Origin of the sequence: Pseudochrobactrum sp. XF203, assembly GCF_020341615.1 — a bacterium.
Taxonomy (GTDB): Bacteria; Pseudomonadota; Alphaproteobacteria; order Rhizobiales; family Rhizobiaceae; genus Pseudochrobactrum; species Pseudochrobactrum saccharolyticum.
Map to the genome: position 1 here is coordinate 264,336 of NZ_CP084393.1, position 19,293 is coordinate 283,628.

A 19,293-nucleotide genomic window follows, 5' to 3' on the forward strand; every position below is an offset into this window, starting at 1 on the left:
AAATGCTGCTGAAAGATCAAAATCGCCGCGTTTGGGCGGGTTCAGCAGTTTCCTGTAGTTTCTGCGCCGAAGCTTAACAAAAATATTGTTTGTGTTGCCGTTCCGGATGCAATTCCGCCAACCTGAAAGGTAATTACATATGAGGTTTCTGTTATGCCTCTCCCTGTCCGCATATTCTCTGGCCGTTTCAACGGCTTTTCCGGCTGAGGCTGCCCGTGCAGATGCGGCGATTGCGGGGGCTCAGATCACCGTGACGGAGCGCACTGTCACCACTTCGGTGGCCAAGCCGGTGCCAATGGAATGGAAACTGGGTTTTAACGGATTGTTTGTGCCGCGAGAAGAAGTGGCCGTAGGCACAACATTACAGGATCAGCATATTGCAGCGGTTGAGGCGGAGGCCGGTGATTATGTAACCGCCGGACAGGTGCTGGTGCGGCTGGATACAGTGAAACTGGATATCAAGCTCAGAGAAACAGACGCGCGTGTTGCCCGCGCCCGTGCGTGGCTGGCTCAGCAGGAGGCTGCACAGATACAGGCACAGTCCAATCTGAACCGCACACAGCGCCTGCGCAGCAATGGTGCTGTCAGCGAACAGTCCTATGATGACAAGTTGTCGGCGCTGAATATAGCCGAGCAGAGTGTGGCGGTGGCAAGGGCCGAGTTCACGCAGGCAGAGGCGCAGCTGGCAGAGGCTAAAAGCGAGAGAGCACGGGCGATTATTCATGCGCCGGTCAGTGGTATCATTTCGGAGCGCAATGCCCGTGTCGGTGCGCTGGCTGGTAACGGCACGCTTTTCAGTCTTATTCGTGACGGCGAAATAGAATTTGCGGCTGAAGTGCCGGAAAGTGAAATCCTGCTGATGAAAGCAGGTCAGGCGGCGCATGTCACACTGCCGGATGGTAAAATCGCAGCCGGACATATCCGCTTATTGTCGCCGAAAATCGACCGCCAAACGCGGCTGGGCAGAGCCTATATCGCGATTGAGGGCAAGCAAATATCGCTCTTCTCCGGTGCTTTCGGCAGGGCAGACGTGGTGTTCTCGCAAAGCAAGGCAATTCTGGTCAATGACTCTGCGCTTTTGCATGGCCGTGAGGCATCCGATGCCTCGGTCTTTGTTGTTGTCGGCGGCAAGGCTGTCAAGAAAACAGTCAAGCTCGGCTTGCGCAAGAACGGAGCTGTTGAAATCCGCTCCGGCTTAAATGCAGGTGATTACATCATTGAAAAAGCAGGGCCGCTGCTCCGTGACGGCGAGACAGTAACACCTGTTCCTGCACGAGCGCCTTGAAAATTCGGATTCCCTGAAAGTATTGTTTATGACCAGTAATATTTCCGCCTGGGCCATCCGCAAGCCGGTGCCGACGCTTGTTCTTTTCATTGTTCTGACCCTTGCCGGCTGGGCTGCATTCAATAAGCTGCCGGTGAATGCCAATCCCAATGTATCCTTTCCCGTGGTGACGGTTGCGGTAACGCAGGCCAGTGCTGCCCCTTCCGAAATGGAAGCGCAGATTACACGCCGTATTGAAGGTGTGGTATCCGGCATCGCAGGGGTCAAACATCTGCGCTCCTCCATTGCGGATGGTGTGTCGACGACCACAGTCGAGTTCCGCATCGGGGTTGATCCCGACCGTGCCACCAATGATGTGCGTGAGGCCGTGGCGCAGATCCGCTCAGATCTGCCGCAGACTATTCAGGAACCGGTGGTCAGCCGTGTCGATGTTGAAGGCGGGGCAATCCTTTATTACACGATTTCCGCGCCGGATATTTCGGCGGTTGATATGTCATTGTTCGTGGATGATACGATTACCCGTGAACTACTGGCAGTGCCCGGTGTCCAGAAAGTGCAGCGATTGGGCGGTGTCAATCGTGAGGTGCGTATTGCGCTGAAACCGGAGCGGTTGCTGGCACTTGGTGTATCGGCGGATCAGGTCAATTCTGCTTTGCGCGAGCTGAATGTGAATGTGCCGAGCGGGCGGGGCAATATCGGCGACAGGGAGCAGTCGCTGCGCACGATTGCAAGCGCCAGAACGGTGGAAGAGCTTTCCGCTTTAACGATCTTATTGCCGGGCAACCGGTGGATCCCGTTGCGTGAGATTGCCACAATACAGGACGGGGCGGGTGAGCCGCGCGGCTTCTCCCGTCTGGACGGCAAAGCCGTGGTTGGCTTTTCTGTGTTCCGTGCAAAGGGCTATAGCGATACGGTTGTTGCCAATGGTGTCAAAAACCGGCTTGAGGACATAAGACAGCTCAATTCGGGCACAGAGATCAGGGAGGTCAGCTCCACGGTCGAATATACGGTGCAGAGCTATAATAATGCGATCACCACACTGCTGGAAGGCGCTGCGCTGACGGTTGCGGTGGTGTTTCTTTTCCTTCGCAACTGGCGGGCGACCGTGATCGCAGCGGTGGCCATGCCGCTTTCCATTTTGCCAACATTTGCGGCGATGTATCTCCTCGATTTTACACTTAACAGCATCAGTCTGCTGGCTCTGACACTCGTCATCGGTATTCTCGTTGATGATGCGATTGTGGAGATAGAGAATATTGAGCGCCATATTCATATGGGCAAGCGCCCCTATATTGCAGCGCTAGAAGCATCGGATGCGATCGGCCTTGCTGTTGTTGCGACAACCCTGACGATTGTCGCTATTTTTGCACCGGTCAGTTTTATCGGCGGTGCGGTCGGGCAATATTTCAAACAGTTCGGCCTGACTGTTGCGATTGCGGTGCTGGTCTCCCTCGCTGTTGCTCGTTTGCTCACGCCGCTGATGGCTGCCTATATGTTGCAGCCGCATCCGGTGAGTGATAAAGCGCCGGGATCTTCTGTACTTGGCCGTTGGTATCTCGGATTGCTGAGCTGGACGCTGCATCACCGTAAAGCAACCTTTGCCATGGTGGCGGGTATTTTTGCCGGTTCGGTCTATCTCATGACATTGCTGCCCACCGGCTTCATGCCGCAAAGCGACTCCAATGTTTCACAAATCAGCGTAACTCTGGCACCGGGTACCCGCCTTGATGAGACCGCCCGTGTCTCAGACGACATTGTCAATCAGCTGCTGAAACGACCTGAGATAAAGGATATTCTGGCCACATCATCGGATGGTGTGAATGAGTTCTCCCTGCTGATTAATCTCAAGCCGCGTGCGGAACGGGAGACAAGCCAGAAGGAATTCGAAGCGGTTATCCGTCCTTTGGTTGCTGCAATACCGGATATTCAGTTCACCTTTACAAAAGACGGCGGCGGCAAAGAAGTGGCTATTATTCTCGTCGGCAATAGCGGAGAAAATCTCACCCGTGCTGCCCGCGAGCTGGAAGCCCAGATGCGTGAACTGCCGGAACTCGCCAATGTGGTTTCATCCGAACCTCTGCCTGCACCGGAGCTGCATGTAAAACCGCGTCTGGATGAAGCTGCGCGCCTTGGTGTGTCACCGGCCTCGATCGGTATGGTTGCCCGCATCGGAACAGTGGGTGAGACGGATGCCAATTCGGCGCAGTTTAATCTGGGTGACCGGCAAATACCGATCCGTGTTCTGCTGGAAAATTCTGCCCGCAGCGATCTGGATATGCTGAAGAACCTGAAAGTGGGAACTTCAACCGGCAATCCGGTTCCGCTTGCTTCCGTTGCGGATATTTCCTTCGGTTCTGCGGAGAGCCGTGTAGAGCGTCTGAACCGGATGCGGATGATCGAGGTGCAGGCTAATCTGGATAATAATGCGACGCTCGGCACGGCACTGGCAGCGATTGCTGCGCTGCCCGCCTATAAAAACCTGCCTGAAGGTGTCCGCGAAGTGGAATATGGCAGTGCGGAATATATGGCAGAAATGTTCAGTAATTTCGGACTGGCGCTGCTGACCGGTATTCTGATGGTGGCGGCAGTGCTGGTGCTGTTGTTTAAGGATTTTCTGCAACCTTTTACCATTCTGATTGCCTTGCCGCTTTCCATCGGCGGCGCGGCGATTGCACTGCTTCTCTATGGTGCGGCTTTGGATCTGTCATCGGTTATCGGTATTCTGATGCTGATGGGGATTGTCTGCAAAAACTCTATTCTGCTGGTAGATTATGCCATTGAGTGCCGCAAGGAAGGTCTTGATCGCGATGCGGCCTTGCTGAAAGCCGGTATTACGCGTGTCCGGCCGATTATCATGACCACAATCGCCATGGTGGCAGGGATGGTGCCTGCTGCCATTGGTATCGGCGGGGATGCGGAGTTTCGCGCGCCGATGGCGGTTGCTGTGATCGGCGGGCTGATAACCTCAACGGCACTCAGTCTGGTTTTCGTGCCGGTTATGTTTACCGCAATGGATGATCTGAACAACTGGCTGAGCAGAAAGCTGAAAAAGCTGACTTCGGTAACCGATGAAGACAGAAAACATACTGTCTCGGGTGAGGTGCTCTGAATGTGCGGATATAGCAGGCAGGGAGCGGATTATGCTCCTTGCCTGCTATTGGCTAGCTGTCCGGCAATCTATATTTATTGCGCGGTTGCGGGTGTTTCCGTCAGATTTTCATGCACGATTTTGCCGTCTACAATGGTCAGAACCGAGCGTATCTTGTCGATTTCTTCTGCCGGAACGGTCAGGTAAGGCTGATCCAGAACTGCGAGATCGGCCTGTTTTCCTGTCTCCAGTGTGCCGCGGTTCTGCTCCGCAAAACCGATCCATGCCGCGTTTTTCGTATAGAGCGCGAGAGCCTCTTCACGGGACAGCAATTGATCCTCTGCTTTTTGGATAACACCGCCGAGCGAACGGCCGGTAACGTGATATTCAATCGCCTGCCAGATGCCATAAATGCCGATACGCGTGGAATCCGTGCCGCCTGCAACCAGAATATTTTTATCAATAGCTGCACGGGTTGGCGGGGATTTGGCAGCAATATCTTCGCCATTGGCTTTCAGAATTGCAGGGCCTTCAAAATAAGGACCCATCTGTACGGTGTAGGACAATCCCAGCTTTTTCATCCGCTCCAGTGTAGCTTCTGACCCAGTATTGAGATGCGCGAGAGACCACCGTAAATCCTGCAAGGGATAAGCCGTGTTCACATCTTCAAACACGGTCAGAATATCGCTGGCTGCATCATCGGTATAGGCGTGAATTTCCAGCGGAATACGCCGTTGTGCAGCAAATTGTGCGACCTTGCGTAACTCGTCTTTGGCTGCCTGCGGAGAGGTGAAGCCAGGCCCCATCTGAACGCCGTCATTCATGGCTGCGACGATGGATTCACCAATGCCGAGAAAGCTGACCATGCCGGTGTCATAATAAGGCTGGCGGAAAGCCATAAGGTTTTTGAACCATTCCGCTTCCGTACCGGATTGCATGGCCGGAATGCGATATCCTGCGCGAAGTGTCAGTTTGCCGTCCATTTGCAAGGCAAAGAGGTTTTCATAGGCGGAAGAAGGGCCAGCGGATGGATCAATAAAACCAGTCATACCGGCACTGTTAAGCGCCGAGAAAAATACCTGCATGCTTTGCAACTGTTGTTGGCGATCTGCGGGCATCATCTTGGCAAAGAGTGCATTATAGGAGCCGATATGCCCCAGTAATTTACCTGTTGCCTTGCCATTCGCATCGCGCTCAACCTGAATACCCTGCGGTAGGGCCGGTTCGGCTTCATTGAGTTTTAAGGTTTCGATACCCTTCTCATTGAGCAAAGCATAATCATACAAATATTGAACATAGACCGGATGATCGGGAACGGCTTTGCTCAGTTCCGCCACAGTCGGAGCGCGGTTTTCTTCAAACTGTTCTGGCAACCATGAGCCGACAACGGCAACCCATTGATCCGGTTGTTTTTCTGCTGCTGCCTCTTGTAAGGTTTTCAGAGCGTCCGGCAGTTTGGTTTCATCATACCAATAGGTTTCGGATGTATAAGTCTGACCGCCGCGAATGGCATGAATATGAGTATCGACCAGACCCGGAATGACAGTCTTGCCTTGCAAGTCAATGCGGCGGGTTTTGTCAGTGCTGAATTTTTCTGCGAGCGTGTCATCACCAACAGCAAGAATATGATTGCCCGAAATCGCCAGCGCTGTTGCAGCAGGCTGGTTTTCATTCATTGTGATGATTTTGCCGTTGTAAAGAATGAGATTTGCATCATTCGCCGCGGCAGGATTCATCAGCGCAGCCAGACCGGCAAATATAAGAGGGGTGGTTTTGAGAACAGCATGCATGGCTTGATATCCCTTCCGAATAGTTGAAGCGGAATTCAGATATTTATTGCTTGTGTTAGTATTAATGAAAAAACGGCAGGCGGAAACCGCCTGCCGTTTTTGTTGTTACTTGCGCATTGAGTCGAGAACTTCGTGGTTTTTCTCAACTTCCTGTGCCTTAACATAGCTTTCAATCAGAAGCTGGTAGGCAGGGAAAATCTTGGTGTAGACTTCAGCCCATTCCTGAGCGTCCGGACGGTTCCAGCTGCGCTGGATTTCAGAAGCCACAGCTGCGGTATCAATCGGCACAACGCCGGCCTGCATCACACGTGCCAGAGTAATTTCCTGTGCCATTTTCGAATAAGTGCCGGAAGCATCGATAACAGCAAAGACTTTATAACCATCCTGCACAGCGCTGATTGACGGGAAGGCCATGCAAACACTGGTGATTGTACCGGCAATAATCAGGGTTTTGCGGCCGGTTGCTTTAACGGCTGCAACAAAGTCCGGATTATCCCATGCATTGATTTCGCCTTTACGGGCAATATATTGCGCATGAGGCGCATTGGCATGGATTTCCGGAATCAGCGGGCCGTTCGGACCCTGTGGAACAGAAGCGGTGGTGATAACCGGAATATTGGCCAGTGTTGCGATCTTGGCAAGCGCAGTTGCGTGGTTGCGCAGAACAGGCATTGGCATATCGCCGACAGTCTGGAACAGGCCGCTCTGATGGTCGATCAGCAGCATAACTGCATCATTTGGGTCGATAACAGGACGCTGGCCGTTGAAATTTGCCGGATTGGTCATTTTAAGTCTCCTCAGTTGTTAATCCGCCTCGCGGACGGGGTATCTGCTGTGCGGTCAGACAACTTGTTCTGCCCCGCAATTTCTTCTGATAACGCTCACTGACTGATGGCTGGTTGTTTGTGCTCAGCCGGTGGTTCGTGAAGTGTTATCGTCTGGATATGAACATAAAACTGCACCAATCATCTGTATAGATCGAAGTTTATGCCTTAATGTCCTGATTATGAGACAATGACAGGTGTTGTGAAATGGAATGTGAAACTTCCAACCGGATTGGCTTAAAAGCACAGCATTGACGGGGAGGGAGCTGAGAAAACGGTAATTTCGCACGCAGTTTTATCAGTCGGGTGTGTTCAATGATTTTTACAATAATGCAACCTGTAATTGTTTATTGTGCAGAGATTTACAATGGTTGTATTTTTCAATTTTAGCATCGCAATAATCTGAAATATTACGATTTTTGTAAATTTTATATTTAAATCAATAGGATAATAAAAATACGGACAGAGAATTAAAAATTTAACTTGTGTCGTAAAAATTTAATTGCATGGTTAATACAACCTATGGTAGATATTTTGTGAGAAGTGAGGTTGCGTAAAACAGGTTGTGTAAATCGGGGTGCCATCCCGCTGCCGTACAGCATTTTCTGTAAATGCGGGCAGAAGGGGAAAGGCAAAATATTACAAGTAAATAATGTTTAATTCATTGGGGTGCGAGATGAACAATCTATTTACAGCCAACGGCGAAGATCATGCTGCAGTTTCACAAGGGATTTTATTCCGTGAGGCGGATGGACAACTGAACAGCAGTTTCTCTGATACATTTAAGAATTTGGTGCATTACAATAATCAGATTGCCTATATTGTGAGCCATAGCGGTAAATTCAGCTGTGAGCATGATCATTATGTGGTCATTATCACGCTGGCGGCTATTAAAGATCTGCATTGGTCTTTGCAGGGCAAATTCGGGGAAAGTTTTGACGCGCCAGCCGGATCAGTGCTGATTATTCCGCAAGGTGCGGAATATGTTATGAGCTGGCCGATTGAAACGGACTATATCCAGATTGCACTGGATGACGGTCTGCTGGGCGACTTACAGGATATTACCGGTGGTTTGTCACTCAAAGAATTATTCCCGCATCCGACAAGACTGCCAAATCCAAAGGCGCTGCTGATTGCCAATCTGCTGCGCGCGGAACTGCTTAAAAATGCGCCGGTCAGCGCAGGCTATATCAAAGCTTTATTGTCAGTTCTGATGGTGCAACTGGTGCAGAACCATTCTTTCCTGAGAGCAGGGAGCGGGCGGCAGGAGAGCGGTGGCCTGTCTTATCAGGCATCACGGCGTATCGAAGCTTATTTGCGTGAAAACTATATGCGCAAATTATCGATCTCCAAAATGGCGGATATATTGGGCGTGTCCGGCGGGCATTTCCTGACATCTTTCCGCGAGAGCTTCGGGCAGACACCGCATCAGTTTTTGCTGATGCTGCGGTTAAATGCGGCGGAAGAAATGCTGCTCGGCAGTGATATTTGTCTGGCGGAAATTGCTGACAGAGCAGGATTTTCCAGCCAGAGTCATATGACCACAGCTTTGAAAAAATGCCGGATGGTCACACCGGGTGAATTGCGCCGCAAAAGATTGAGTGCTGTCAAAACACACAAGTAAAATTGCTAACAGGATTCATAAATAAAGCCGCCGCCTGTTTTCAGGCGGCGGCTTTGTTACGCTGTAATCTGAATTATGCGCCGTATGGCACCCAGATATTTTTCACCTGCACTGCACGGCGCAGATAATCACGTCCCTGACCCTGTGCTGTATCTAGCCAGTTACGCTGACGGCCATTGCTTACCCATGTGGCTTTGAGATTGCCGGTCGAGGCTTTCTCAACCATGGCACTGCCTGCCTGCGAGCCGACATACCAGAGCGCGGATACGGCATCATGTTCAGCGAGTGTTTTCGCCAGCACATCGCGTTCACCGGTGATGAGATTGACCACACCGGCCGGTACGTCTGATGTATCCAGCACCTGATAGAAAGCACCGGCGATCAATGGGTGACGGCCGGACGGCACAACCACAGCGCGGTTGCCCATAGCGATCGCCGGCAGGATCAGTGAGACCATTGAAAGCAATGGTAATTCATCAGGACAGACAATACCGGTCACGCCCCATGGCTCATTCATGGCCAGAGTGACATGACGCGACTTGGTGGAGTGAACGGCTCCGTCAAACTTGTCTGCCTGTGCGGCATAGTAGAAAATACGACGGATTGAAGCGTCGAACTCTTCTTCTGCCTTTTTCTCGGAAACACCTGTGCTGGTGGTGAGCAATTCAATGAATTCAGCACGGCGCTGTTCGAGATTTTCGCCTAAGTAATACAGTACCTGTGCACGGTTATGGGTGGTTGCACCGCTCCATGATCCGGCTTTGGCTGCTGCTTCTACGGCATTACGGATATCTTTGCGGTTGCTGAGCGGTGCTTCGCCGATGACAACATTGCCTTTGCCGTAAACCGCATAGCTTGCACCACCGTCAGGACGTGCCTGCTTGCCGCCGACATAGTTTTTCATGGTGCGGTCGATGGAACCGGCAGCCACTTTCTCACCGGCTACAGGCAGAGCGGAGAAAGATGGTGCATCGGTTTCTTTGATGAGCGGCAGAGCTTTTTCCCAGTCGCTGACCAGATATTCATAGAGACCTTCGCGCGCGCCTTCGCGGCCGAAACCGCTTTCACGATAACCGCCGAAACCGGCACCGGCATCGAGCATATTGGTGCAGTTGATCCACACAACACCGGCCTTAACGGAAGCGGCAATATCCAGAGCGGTATTGATATTTTCCGACCAGATAGAAGCGGCCAGTCCGTAAGAAGTGTTATTGGCCAGTGCAATCGCTTCAGCCGGTGTGCGGAAGGTTGTTGCCGCTGCAATCGGGCCGAAGATTTCAACCTGACAAACAGTGGAAGCCTGATCCACTTCCGTGAAGAAGCCCGGCGCGATGAAGCTGCCTTTGGCTGGCAGGGCATTCGGTGTCTGCCACAGCGCACCGCCTTCTTCCACGCCTTTGGCAATCAGTGCGGAAATGCGCTTCACCTGCAATGGGGAGACGATTGCACCGACATCAGTGGATTTATCCAGCGGATCACCGACGCGGATTGTTTCAAGACGCTTGCGCAACTTGCTATAGAAACGCTCGGCAATGCCTTCCTGTACCAGCAGGCGGGAACCTGCACAGCACACTTCACCCTGATTGAACCAGATCGCATCAACCACGCCTTCAACCGCGCTGTCGAGATCGGCATCTTCGAAAACGATGAACGGTGACTTGCCGCCGAGTTCCAGCGACAGTTTTTTGCCGGAACCGGCAATCTGTTCGCGGATGACACGGCCGACATTGGTCGAGCCGGTAAATGCAACCTTGTTGACATCTTCATGGCCGCAGATCAGCGCACCGGTTTCACCGTCGCCCTGTACAATATTGACCACACCGGCAGGCAGACCGACTTCATGGCAGATTTCCGCAAAGGCAATCGCGGTCAGCGGGGTCAGATCGGCAGGCTTCAGCACAACCGTATTACCGGCAGCCAGAGCAGGGGCGATTTTCCATGCCAACATCAGTAGCGGGAAGTTCCACGGGATCACCTGACCACAAACACCGACAGGGGAGAAACCACGGAATTCATCTTCCACCATCTCAGCCCAACCGGCGTGATGATAGAAATGACGGACAGCCAGCGGCACATCAATATCGCGGCTTTCGCGGATCGGCTTGCCGTTATCCATGCTTTCCAGCACGGAGAAGAAACGCTCACGCTTCTGCAGATGTCGGGCAATTGCGTAGAGATATTTGGCGCGTTCATGGCCGGAGAGTTTCGACCATTTGCCGAACGTAGCGCGTGCGGCTTTGACAGCCGTATCAACATCTTCCGCTGTACCCTTGGCAATGCCTGCCAAACGCTGCTCCGTTGCCGGATTGATAACATCAATAATCTGCGCATTGCCAGCATCGGTAAAGCGGCCATTGATGAAGTGACCAAACGGCGCGGAATGATTTTTCAGCCATGCAACAACATCGCCATTGGCTTCGGGAGACGGACCATATTCCATTGTGTTCAGAATATCCTTGATCTGTGCCATAGTCGTAATTCCTTATGCCGCAGCGTGACGGGAGAGGTCGGCATAACGGCCGGTCACATAATGTTCGAGCTGGCGTTCAATATCGCCGAGCAATGAGGAAGCGCCGATACGGAACAGATCCGGCTGCAGCCAGTCATGACCCAGCTCTTCCTTCATCATCGACAACCAGACAAGAGCTTCCTTGGCGGTACGCAGGCCACCGGCAGGCTTGAAGCCGATGATCTGGCCTGTGAGTTCGCCGTAATCGCGCAGTGCACGCACCATGGTCAGGCTGACCGGCAGGGTTGCGTTGACTTCTTCTTTGCCTGTTGAGGTTTTGATGAAGTCAGAACCGGCCTGCATTGCAACCATAGATGCCTTATAGACATTGGTCAGGGTCTGCAGATCGCCGGTAGCCAGAATGGCCTTCATATGGGCTTCGCCGCAGGCTTCACGCATCGCAGCCATTTCATCATAAAGCGCCTGCCAGTTCTGGGTCAGAACATGCTCGCGGGTGATGACGATATCGATTTCTTTCGCGCCTTCTTCAACCGCATAACGGATTTCAGCCAGACGCAGCGGCAGCGGAATAAGACCGGCAGGGAAGCCGGTGGCGACGGAAGCAACGGGGATATTTGTGCCTTCCAGCGCTTTAACCGCATGGGGAACCATTGTCGGATAAACGCAGACCGCACCGGTGGTGATATTGGCATCAGCGAGTCCAAGACCTTCCAGAATATCCGCACGGATCGGGTTTTTGGCTTTGGCGCAAAGGCGGCGCACACGACCGGCAGTGTCATCACCGGCCAGTGTTGTCAGGTCAATGCACTGGATGGCGCGTACCAGCCAGGCAGCCTGATATTCCTTTTTCACCGAACGGCGGGCGGGAATGGTCGCGGCACGGCGCTCAAGTGCCGAGCGGTTGACGTTGATATCGTCAAACCATTCGGTTTTCAGCGGGGTTCCGGTGTTACGTGCATGAGAAGTGCTCATCGTATATCCGTAAAATTGGGGTGCAATCAGAGGCCTGTTCTGGGTGGAAGCAAGCTGTCCTGACAGGTTTCCGGCTACGGGGGTAAAACCGGAAAGCTGTCAGTTCCGGTGATTGCACCGGTTAAATCAACGCGCTGTTCTGCCTGTTATCAGGCGTTTGGCGCAGCATGTTTAGGAGCACTTTCCAGCAAAAGTGGGAACCGGTTTTGCGTTCGGAAATGCGTTAGGCAAATAGATAGAGCGGTTCCAATGGTTCAATATTGGCTGGAACCGCTCTGGTTTAGCTATGGTTTTTGCAGAACTCTGCAAACTCTTCGAGAGATGCATAGGATTTCTGCGTGCCTGTCTTTGTAATGCTGTCGGCGGCATAGAGGCTGGCGCTTTTCAGAGCCTCCGCCACATTGCCGTGTTCGGCATAGAACCGTGCGAAAGAGCCGATAAAGGCATCGCCTGCGCCGGTTGTATCTTTCGGGGTGACTTTGACCGGTGCGATATTGACCACCTCATCAGCGGTTACCAGACGCGCACCGCGACCACCGAGGGTTACGATGACAGTGCGGATACCTTTGGCAATCAGCGAGCGGGCAGCAGCAATAGTCTCTTCGTCTGTCGAGGTTGGCATGCCGGAAAGCAACGCCAGCTCGGTTTCATTCGGCACAAGGAAGGACACTTGGCGGATACGTTCAGGATCAAGATCAGCTGCAGCCGGTGCCGGATTGAGAATGGTTTCAATCCCATTGGCCGCTGCAAAGGCGATGGTGTGATAGACGGTCTCGACCGGTACTTCCATCTGCATCAGGATCAGGCCGCATTGTTTCAGATCTTCGGCAGCGTCATCCACATCCTGTGGTAGCAGATCGGCATTGGCGCCTTTAACGATGAGAATGGAGTTTTCGCCGCTTTTATCGACAAAAATCGGGGCAACGCCACTGGATTTACCTTTGATAACGCCGACATGTTTGGTGTCAATACCAGCCTTTTTCAGGTTGAAAATAGTGTTGTCACCGAAAATATCATCACCGACTTTGGTTACCATCATCACATCGGCACCAAGACGTGCCGCAGCAAATGCCTGATTGGCACCTTTGCCGCCGCAGCCCATTTCAAACAAAGGCGCTTCCAGCGTTTCGCCGAGAACCGGCATACGGTCCATATAGGTAACCAGATCGACCATATTGGAACCGACAACAGCGATTTTTTTCGACATCAGAACTACTCTATCTCTTTGTTTCCGCACTTAATCTTATTCGGAACACCATCAGCTGTTCCGGATCAGTGCCTTAAAGCGCAGTGATCATCTGCTCAAATTCATCAGCTTCCGCAGGTGCCAGATAGCCGAGGCGTACAGGGAAAGTCGCGCGTTCGCCCGGAGCCAGCAGGCGCACATTGCCTTTGGCTTTTTCTGCCAGATAGCCTTCCGGTTCGCAGGTGGAAGGCAGGGCAAAAGCTGCAACCTGCGCATCGCCATTGACCAGAACCCAACGCACGCATTTCGGGAAATCTGCCGCCGGATAGGAGATGGCAAAAGCCTCGCCCTGTTCCAGTTTCATCATCTGATGAATGGTGCCGTTTTCATCCTGTTTCAGATTGCGCAGATAGAAAACCTGCTCAGGATCGTAACGATCAGGATCGTCCAGCACTTCCATGACGGACGGGTCTTTGGCCAGCTCGTCAATCAGCGCCAGATAATCAGGATTTGGTGTCACATGGGCAGGCACGGCGGTGCGCACTTTAGTATCTTCCGGCGAGAAGGAGGTCGGCTGAATGATACGGGCATCTTGCGTATAGGCGAAGTTGACATGGCACATATACATCAGTTCCATCGGGGCATAAGAGAGGTTCTCCACGTCCATTTCGATGTCGAATAATGTGTCATCCGCATAAAGGCGCACGGACGGGCGTGCCAGATAATGCGCACCAAAGCCCATCACATATTCATATTCGCCTGTCACTTCGACATAGGCGCCCTGTTCATCCTCACCAAAGATGAGACCTGCAACATCCATATTGGCACAAGGCATTTCGCCATGCGCGGCATGGGTATCCTGTGCCGATGGCACACCGTTGCGCAGCAGGCCGGAATGGAAGGCAAAGCAGCCATAGGTCTCGGCAATGGTTTTGGCAGGACGCGGCATGGCAAAGCTGTTGCCCATGGTCAGATCAACGCCGTCAAATTCCGCACCCCAGACCATCTGCCCCATATAGGGCAGAACGATCAGATGGCCGCGCTGATTTTCGATCATCAGCGCTTCAACGCCGGTGGCGTAGCGGAATGCAGTAACGGTCAGACCATCCGATGAAGCAATTTCATGCGGCTTGTCGGTGAAATCCTGACGGCGAAGATGAACGGAAATATCCTGCATGGCTTTACCTGTCTGAATTGCGGAATGCATTGATTGCAATCACCAGAATGAGGAATGCACCCCAGATGAAATCAATCAGATGATTGGAGAAACGCAGCATCTGGAAACCAGATGACAGCAACATCAGTGCAACAAGTGCAATACCCACACCCAGCACACGCCCTTTACCGCCAGCCGGATTGGTGCCGCCGAGTACGGCAATCAGCACGGCCTGCAGCAGATAGGATGCGCCGTAATCGGATTTTGCAGCATTGGTACGACCAGACAGGATGATACCGGCCAGTGAGGCGAGCATACCTGTGAGCATATAGGAATAGAGGATCATGCGGTCTTTTTTCAGACCTGCAAATACCGCAGCTTTCGGATTGGTGCCGATCAGCATCAGATTGAGGCCGAGGGTGGTGCGGCTGAGCAGCAGCGCAATCAGACCGGACACAGCAACAAAGATGATGAAAGGTGTGGCAATACCGAAGATTTTGCCATTGCCGATCATGTTCCATGCATCAGGAAAGCCGACAATCGCAGGGCCGCCGGTGAGTACCAGTGCCAGTCCCATAAATACCTGACCGGTGCCGAGCGTGGCGAGAATTGGCGTGATGCGCAATTTGGCGATCAATATCCCGTTGACCAGCCCTGCCACCAGTCCCACCAGCAAGGCAAGCAGCACACCAATCACCGTATAGAACAGCATATTACTGTCGGAATTCTGGGCGGCCTGCACCATGGTGGAGTGGAAATAGACACCGGCGAGAATGCCGGAGAGATTGGCAATGCCGACAACGGACAGGTCAATACCGCCGGTCAGCATGGCGATCATCATGGCAATCGACAGAATGCCGAGTTCCGGCATGATGTAGCTGATCGATTCAAAATTGTAATAGCGCAGGAATTTATCCGGATTGAGCCAGCTCATGGCAGCAAACACCAGCACGGTGATAATCACCAGCTGCAGGATATTGCGATCCATATTGGCAGGGCTGAGAAAACGGCGCGTATCAATATCTTTTTTCATATCTTTATCCCCGCCGCTCACACCAGATTTTTCCGGTCACGCCATGCGGTAATTGCCGTGGCGATGATGATGATGAGACCAACGACAACTTTTTGCCATGTGGTGTCGACTTTCATGATGATCAGCGAGTTCTTGACCATCACCAGCATGAAAACGCCGAGCAAAGTGCCAAGCACCGAACCGCGACCGCCGAAGATCGACGCGCCGCCGAGCACAACCGCTGCAATCACTTCCAGCTCAAGGCCGGTAAAGTCACGCGGATTGGCAAGCCAGATCATCGAGGAATGCAGCAGACCTGCAAAACCGGCCAGCGCACCGGCCACACAATAGACCACGAAAATGGTTTTGGCGGTGCTGAAACCAACGCGTTTCGCCGCCTCAGGCGAACCGCCATAGGCATAGATCGAGCGGCCGATCATTGTATATTTCAGCATCAGATGAATGAGCAGCGCGATGCCGAGATAGACCAACACCATCGCTGTGAGGCCGAAATTCGTACCGGTGGCCGAGGTCATGGAAACGACGTCGGTCTTGCCGAATTCGATCAGCTCTTTCGGCATCTTGTTGATGTTGACGATACTGGTGCCGACCAGACCAAGAACCAGACCACGCACAATGGAGCCGGTGCCGAGTGTCACGATCAGCGGGATCATGCGGAACTTGTAAATAATCGCCGCGTTGAAAGCACCGAGTGCCAGACCGATCAGCGTGGCCGCGATAAACGGAATAACCACACCGTCATAGCCGATGGCGACCATGGCTTTAACAGTCAGATACATTGCCGCAATCGCGAAAGCAGTGAAAGACACGTCAATCCCGCCGGAGATCATCACCAGCAACACGCCGAGCGCCATAATACCGATCACGACATTGGAGCGTAGCAGGCCGAACATATTATCCAACGACCAGAAGGCCGGATTGATAAAGCCGATAGTAATCATGGCCAGCAGCAGAACGCAGGCGATGATAAATTCTGTTGTTTGATAGAACTTCATGACCGGTTCCTCAGTTCAGTGTCTTCAGCCGGTCATTGACGGCATCTTCAGTCATGCTGCTGCCGGACAATTCATCCACCAGCTTGCCCCGATGCATCACGACAACACGATTACAATTCTGCACCAGTTCCGGCACATCATCGGAGATCATCAGAACAGCAAGGCCGTTATCCTTGGCGAGCTTGCGGATAATCGCATGGATCTGCGCCTTGGAGCCCACATCCACACCAACCGTCGGGCCGTTGAGGATCAGCACTTTCGCGCCGGTCAGAAGCCAGCGGGCAAGCACCACGCGCTGCGCGTTACCGCCGGACAGATGGTTGACCGGTGTATGCGGACCCGGTGCTGCAATCTGCATGGCGTCGAACATTTCTTTCGTGACCTGATCGACTTTTTTACGGTTGATGAAGAGGCCGCTCACCATCTTATCCAGCGAGGTCACAATAATATTGCGCTCAATCGACTGGGTGAGGAACAGACCTTCCGTGAGGCGGTCTTCCGGCACATAGGCAATGCCGAGATCAATAGCCTGACGCACCGATTTCGGATGAATGGTTTTGCCGTTCAGCTGCATTTTTCCGGTGCATTGCGGGAGCATACCAAACAGCGACAAAGCGAGCTCTGTACGGCCGGAACCGATCAGGCCGGAAATACCGACAATTTCACCGGCATGGAGCGACAGGTTTACCCCGTCGAGCAGCACATTGCCGGTCGCTGAATCTTTGGCTTTCAGGTCTTCAACCTGAAGCACCGGCTGTGTGCTCTGTTCTTGTGCCTGCCAGACATAGCTGTCCGGTTTCAGATCCAGACCGGTCATCGCGCGGGTAATTGCCGGTTCGTCAAATTCACTGATCGGGCCTTCCGCGACTTTCTTACCGTTGCGGAATACGGTGAGGCGCTCGCTGATTTCCAGCATTTCGCGCATTTTGTGGCTGACAAACAGCACGGCAATGCCCTGTGCCTGAATATCGCGCACGATCTTGAAAAGTGCATCCACCTCATGGCGGGTCAGCGCTGTCGTCGGCTCATCCATGATGATAAGGCGTGCATCGGCCATGACCGCACGGGCAATGGCAACAATCTGTTTGCCCGAGGTCGGCAGACTGTCGACTTTTGCATCGAGATTAATTTTAACATCAAGGCGGTCGAGCGCCTTCTGTGCCAGTTCGCGAACCTGTTTCCAGTTGATGGTTTTGCGGCCTTCAATCAGGAAAGTGTTCAGCGCCAGATTTTCGGCAACAGTCAGATTTCCGAACAGGGAAAAGTCCTGATAAATTACCTGAACGCCGTGATGAACGGATTTGACAGGATTGAGCTTGCCGGCAGGTTTGCCGTCAAACAGGATTTCGCCGTCCTGTGGTGTGTAAACACCGGACATCACTTTGATGATTGTGGATTTTCCGGAGCCGTTTTCACCGGCAAGGCAATGGATTTCACCGCGGCGGATGGTCAGCGATACATCATCAAGGGCTTTAACACCCCCGAAGCGCATGCCGATATTGCGCAGTTCTATCAGATTTTCAGTCATATTATTCCTGCCTGTGACAGAACGGATGTGTTCCCGCAGAGCTGGAGCATTTCACAGTCAACCCGGATCAATTCGGACATCTGTGATATGCGGCCATTAAAGAAACCAGAGCGATATCCATAATTGAATCTGGACGTAACCTGCTCCGGTAAAAACAGAGGCGGCAACAAGCCTGTTACCGCCTCCGGCTCTTTACAGATTAGAAGTCGTATTCAGCCATGTTGTCTTTGGTTACGCCAACCCAGCCTGCACCATAGAGCAGATGCGGCTGTGCAGCATCCGGAGCGAGCAGAGAATTGTAACCGGCAAGGCCGAGGTCAAGACCGGCTTTGATCTGGTCGTTTTTCTTTTCCAGAGCAGCAACAGCCAGCATGTTCATGGCATAACCGGCAACAGCAGGATCCCAGAACTGGATATACTGGATATCGTCATTCTTCAGATATTCACCGGCAACCGATGGCAGACCTGTACCTGCGAAGAAGACTTTGCCTTTCAGACCGCCTTCAGCGATCAGACGACCGGCACCGGCAGAAGTCGGCATAGGCGCACCCAGAATACCGGTAATGTCCGGATAGGTGGTCATTGCTTCTTTCAGCTTGGTGTAGTCGGTATTGGCATCGTCATAGGTTTCCAGACGCTCGGTTGCCTGCGACATTTCCGGGAAATTGGCTTTCTGATATTCCACAGCACCGTCAATCCAGTCCATCTGGGACTTCGAGGTGAGGCTGCCGACAGTGGCAACATATTTGCCTTTGCCGCCCATATATTCGCCGAGCTGCTTCATCAGATTGGCACCGTAAGCCTTGTTGTCGAAGGCTTCGATGTCATAATCGACGTTTTTAATGTTGGATGCTTCGTGGGAGATAACCACGATGCCGCGTTCGCGGGCTTTTTTCAGAACCGGCTCAACCGCTTCAACCGAGAACGGTACGATGGTGATAGCGTCAACGCCCTGTGCGATCAGATTTTCAACGATCTGCACCTGAGCGGCCGCATCAGCCTGACTTGGGCCAACCATCCATACGTCATGGCCGGTTTCATCTTTAAACTGAGCCACACCGTCACGCATACGGTCGAACCATGCAATACCATCGACCTTAACAACGGTCGCAATGGTATATTTCTTGTCATTGGCTGTGGTGATGAGGTCTTTATTGACCTTGGATGTGTCGATTACACCTTCCGCGAAAGCGGATGGCATAGCGATGGACATTGCAACTGCAACAGAAGCGAGAAGTTTTTTCACGCGATCCTCCCTGAGAAACCCTACCTGTTAAACATCCTGTTATCCGATAATTTCCTTCACCCCCGGATCATGGAAATTATCTGACAATAAGACGGA

13 protein-coding genes are annotated in these 19,293 nt (G+C 52.6%); 3 read left to right on the forward strand and 10 right to left on the reverse strand.

The genetic code is table 11. The features are described from left to right. Positions 1 to 139 precede the first annotated feature (139 nt). Both LDL70_RS17180 and LDL70_RS17185 read left to right on the forward strand, forming a co-directional pair. Positions 140 to 1,285, forward strand: coding sequence for an efflux RND transporter periplasmic adaptor subunit (locus LDL70_RS17180; protein ID WP_225688679.1), 1,146 nt, complete (start codon positions 140 to 142; stop codon positions 1,283 to 1,285). 28 nt (positions 1,286 to 1,313) lie between these two features. After that, positions 1,314 to 4,394 carry an efflux RND transporter permease subunit gene (locus LDL70_RS17185; RefSeq protein ID WP_225688680.1) on the forward strand — a complete coding sequence of 1,027 codons (3,081 nt, stop codon included), beginning with the start codon at positions 1,314 to 1,316 and terminating at the stop codon, positions 4,392 to 4,394. Between the two features lie 74 nt (positions 4,395 to 4,468). On the opposite strand, the gene LDL70_RS17190 is transcribed toward LDL70_RS17185, so the two are convergent. After that, on the reverse strand, positions 4,469 to 6,163 hold the full coding sequence (locus LDL70_RS17190; protein WP_370637848.1) for an amidohydrolase: 1,695 nt from the start codon (positions 6,161 to 6,163) through the stop codon (positions 4,469 to 4,471). A 105-nt stretch (positions 6,164 to 6,268) separates the two neighbouring features. Further along, positions 6,269 to 6,949, reverse strand: coding sequence for a hydrolase (locus LDL70_RS17195; protein ID WP_022710659.1), 681 nt, complete (start codon positions 6,947 to 6,949; stop codon positions 6,269 to 6,271). A gap of 714 nt (positions 6,950 to 7,663) precedes the next feature. Between LDL70_RS17195 and LDL70_RS17200 the strand changes: the two genes are divergently transcribed. Further along, positions 7,664 to 8,611, forward strand: coding sequence for a helix-turn-helix domain-containing protein (locus LDL70_RS17200; RefSeq protein WP_213600318.1), 948 nt, complete (start codon positions 7,664 to 7,666; stop codon positions 8,609 to 8,611). A gap of 73 nt (positions 8,612 to 8,684) precedes the next feature. On the opposite strand, the gene LDL70_RS17205 is transcribed toward LDL70_RS17200, so the two are convergent. From LDL70_RS17205 to LDL70_RS17240, 8 genes are all read right to left on the reverse strand, one after another. Continuing rightward, positions 8,685 to 11,081, reverse strand: coding sequence for an aldehyde dehydrogenase family protein (locus LDL70_RS17205; RefSeq protein ID WP_225688682.1), 2,397 nt, complete (start codon positions 11,079 to 11,081; stop codon positions 8,685 to 8,687). Between the two features lie 12 nt (positions 11,082 to 11,093). Beyond that, complete coding sequence (gene deoC / locus LDL70_RS17210; protein WP_022709622.1) at positions 11,094 to 12,053, reverse strand: deoxyribose-phosphate aldolase; 960 nt, start codon at positions 12,051 to 12,053, stop codon at positions 11,094 to 11,096. A 280-nt stretch (positions 12,054 to 12,333) separates the two neighbouring features. Next, on the reverse strand, positions 12,334 to 13,260 hold the full coding sequence (gene rbsK, locus LDL70_RS17215) for a ribokinase (RefSeq protein ID WP_225688684.1): 927 nt from the start codon (positions 13,258 to 13,260) through the stop codon (positions 12,334 to 12,336). A gap of 73 nt (positions 13,261 to 13,333) precedes the next feature. After that, a complete protein-coding gene (locus tag LDL70_RS17220) occupies positions 13,334 to 14,416 on the reverse strand; it encodes an aldose 1-epimerase family protein (protein WP_225689259.1) in 1,083 nt (360 codons plus the stop codon). A gap of 4 nt (positions 14,417 to 14,420) precedes the next feature. Further along, entirely contained in the window at positions 14,421 to 15,428 is a 1,008-nt protein-coding gene (locus LDL70_RS17225; protein ID WP_028233306.1) for an ABC transporter permease, read from the reverse strand. Positions 15,429 to 15,445: 17 nt separating this feature from the next. Then, positions 15,446 to 16,423 carry an ABC transporter permease gene (locus LDL70_RS17230; RefSeq protein WP_022709626.1) on the reverse strand — a complete coding sequence of 326 codons (978 nt, stop codon included), beginning with the start codon at positions 16,421 to 16,423 and terminating at the stop codon, positions 15,446 to 15,448. Positions 16,424 to 16,433: 10 nt separating this feature from the next. Continuing rightward, positions 16,434 to 17,951 (reverse strand): sugar ABC transporter ATP-binding protein, encoded by a 1,518-nt coding sequence (locus LDL70_RS17235; RefSeq protein ID WP_225688686.1) that lies wholly within the window; start codon positions 17,949 to 17,951, stop codon positions 16,434 to 16,436. Between the two features lie 199 nt (positions 17,952 to 18,150). Beyond that, a complete protein-coding gene (locus LDL70_RS17240; RefSeq protein ID WP_075656504.1) occupies positions 18,151 to 19,197 on the reverse strand; it encodes an autoinducer 2 ABC transporter substrate-binding protein in 1,047 nt (348 codons plus the stop codon). Between the last annotated feature and the right edge of the window lie 96 nt (positions 19,198 to 19,293).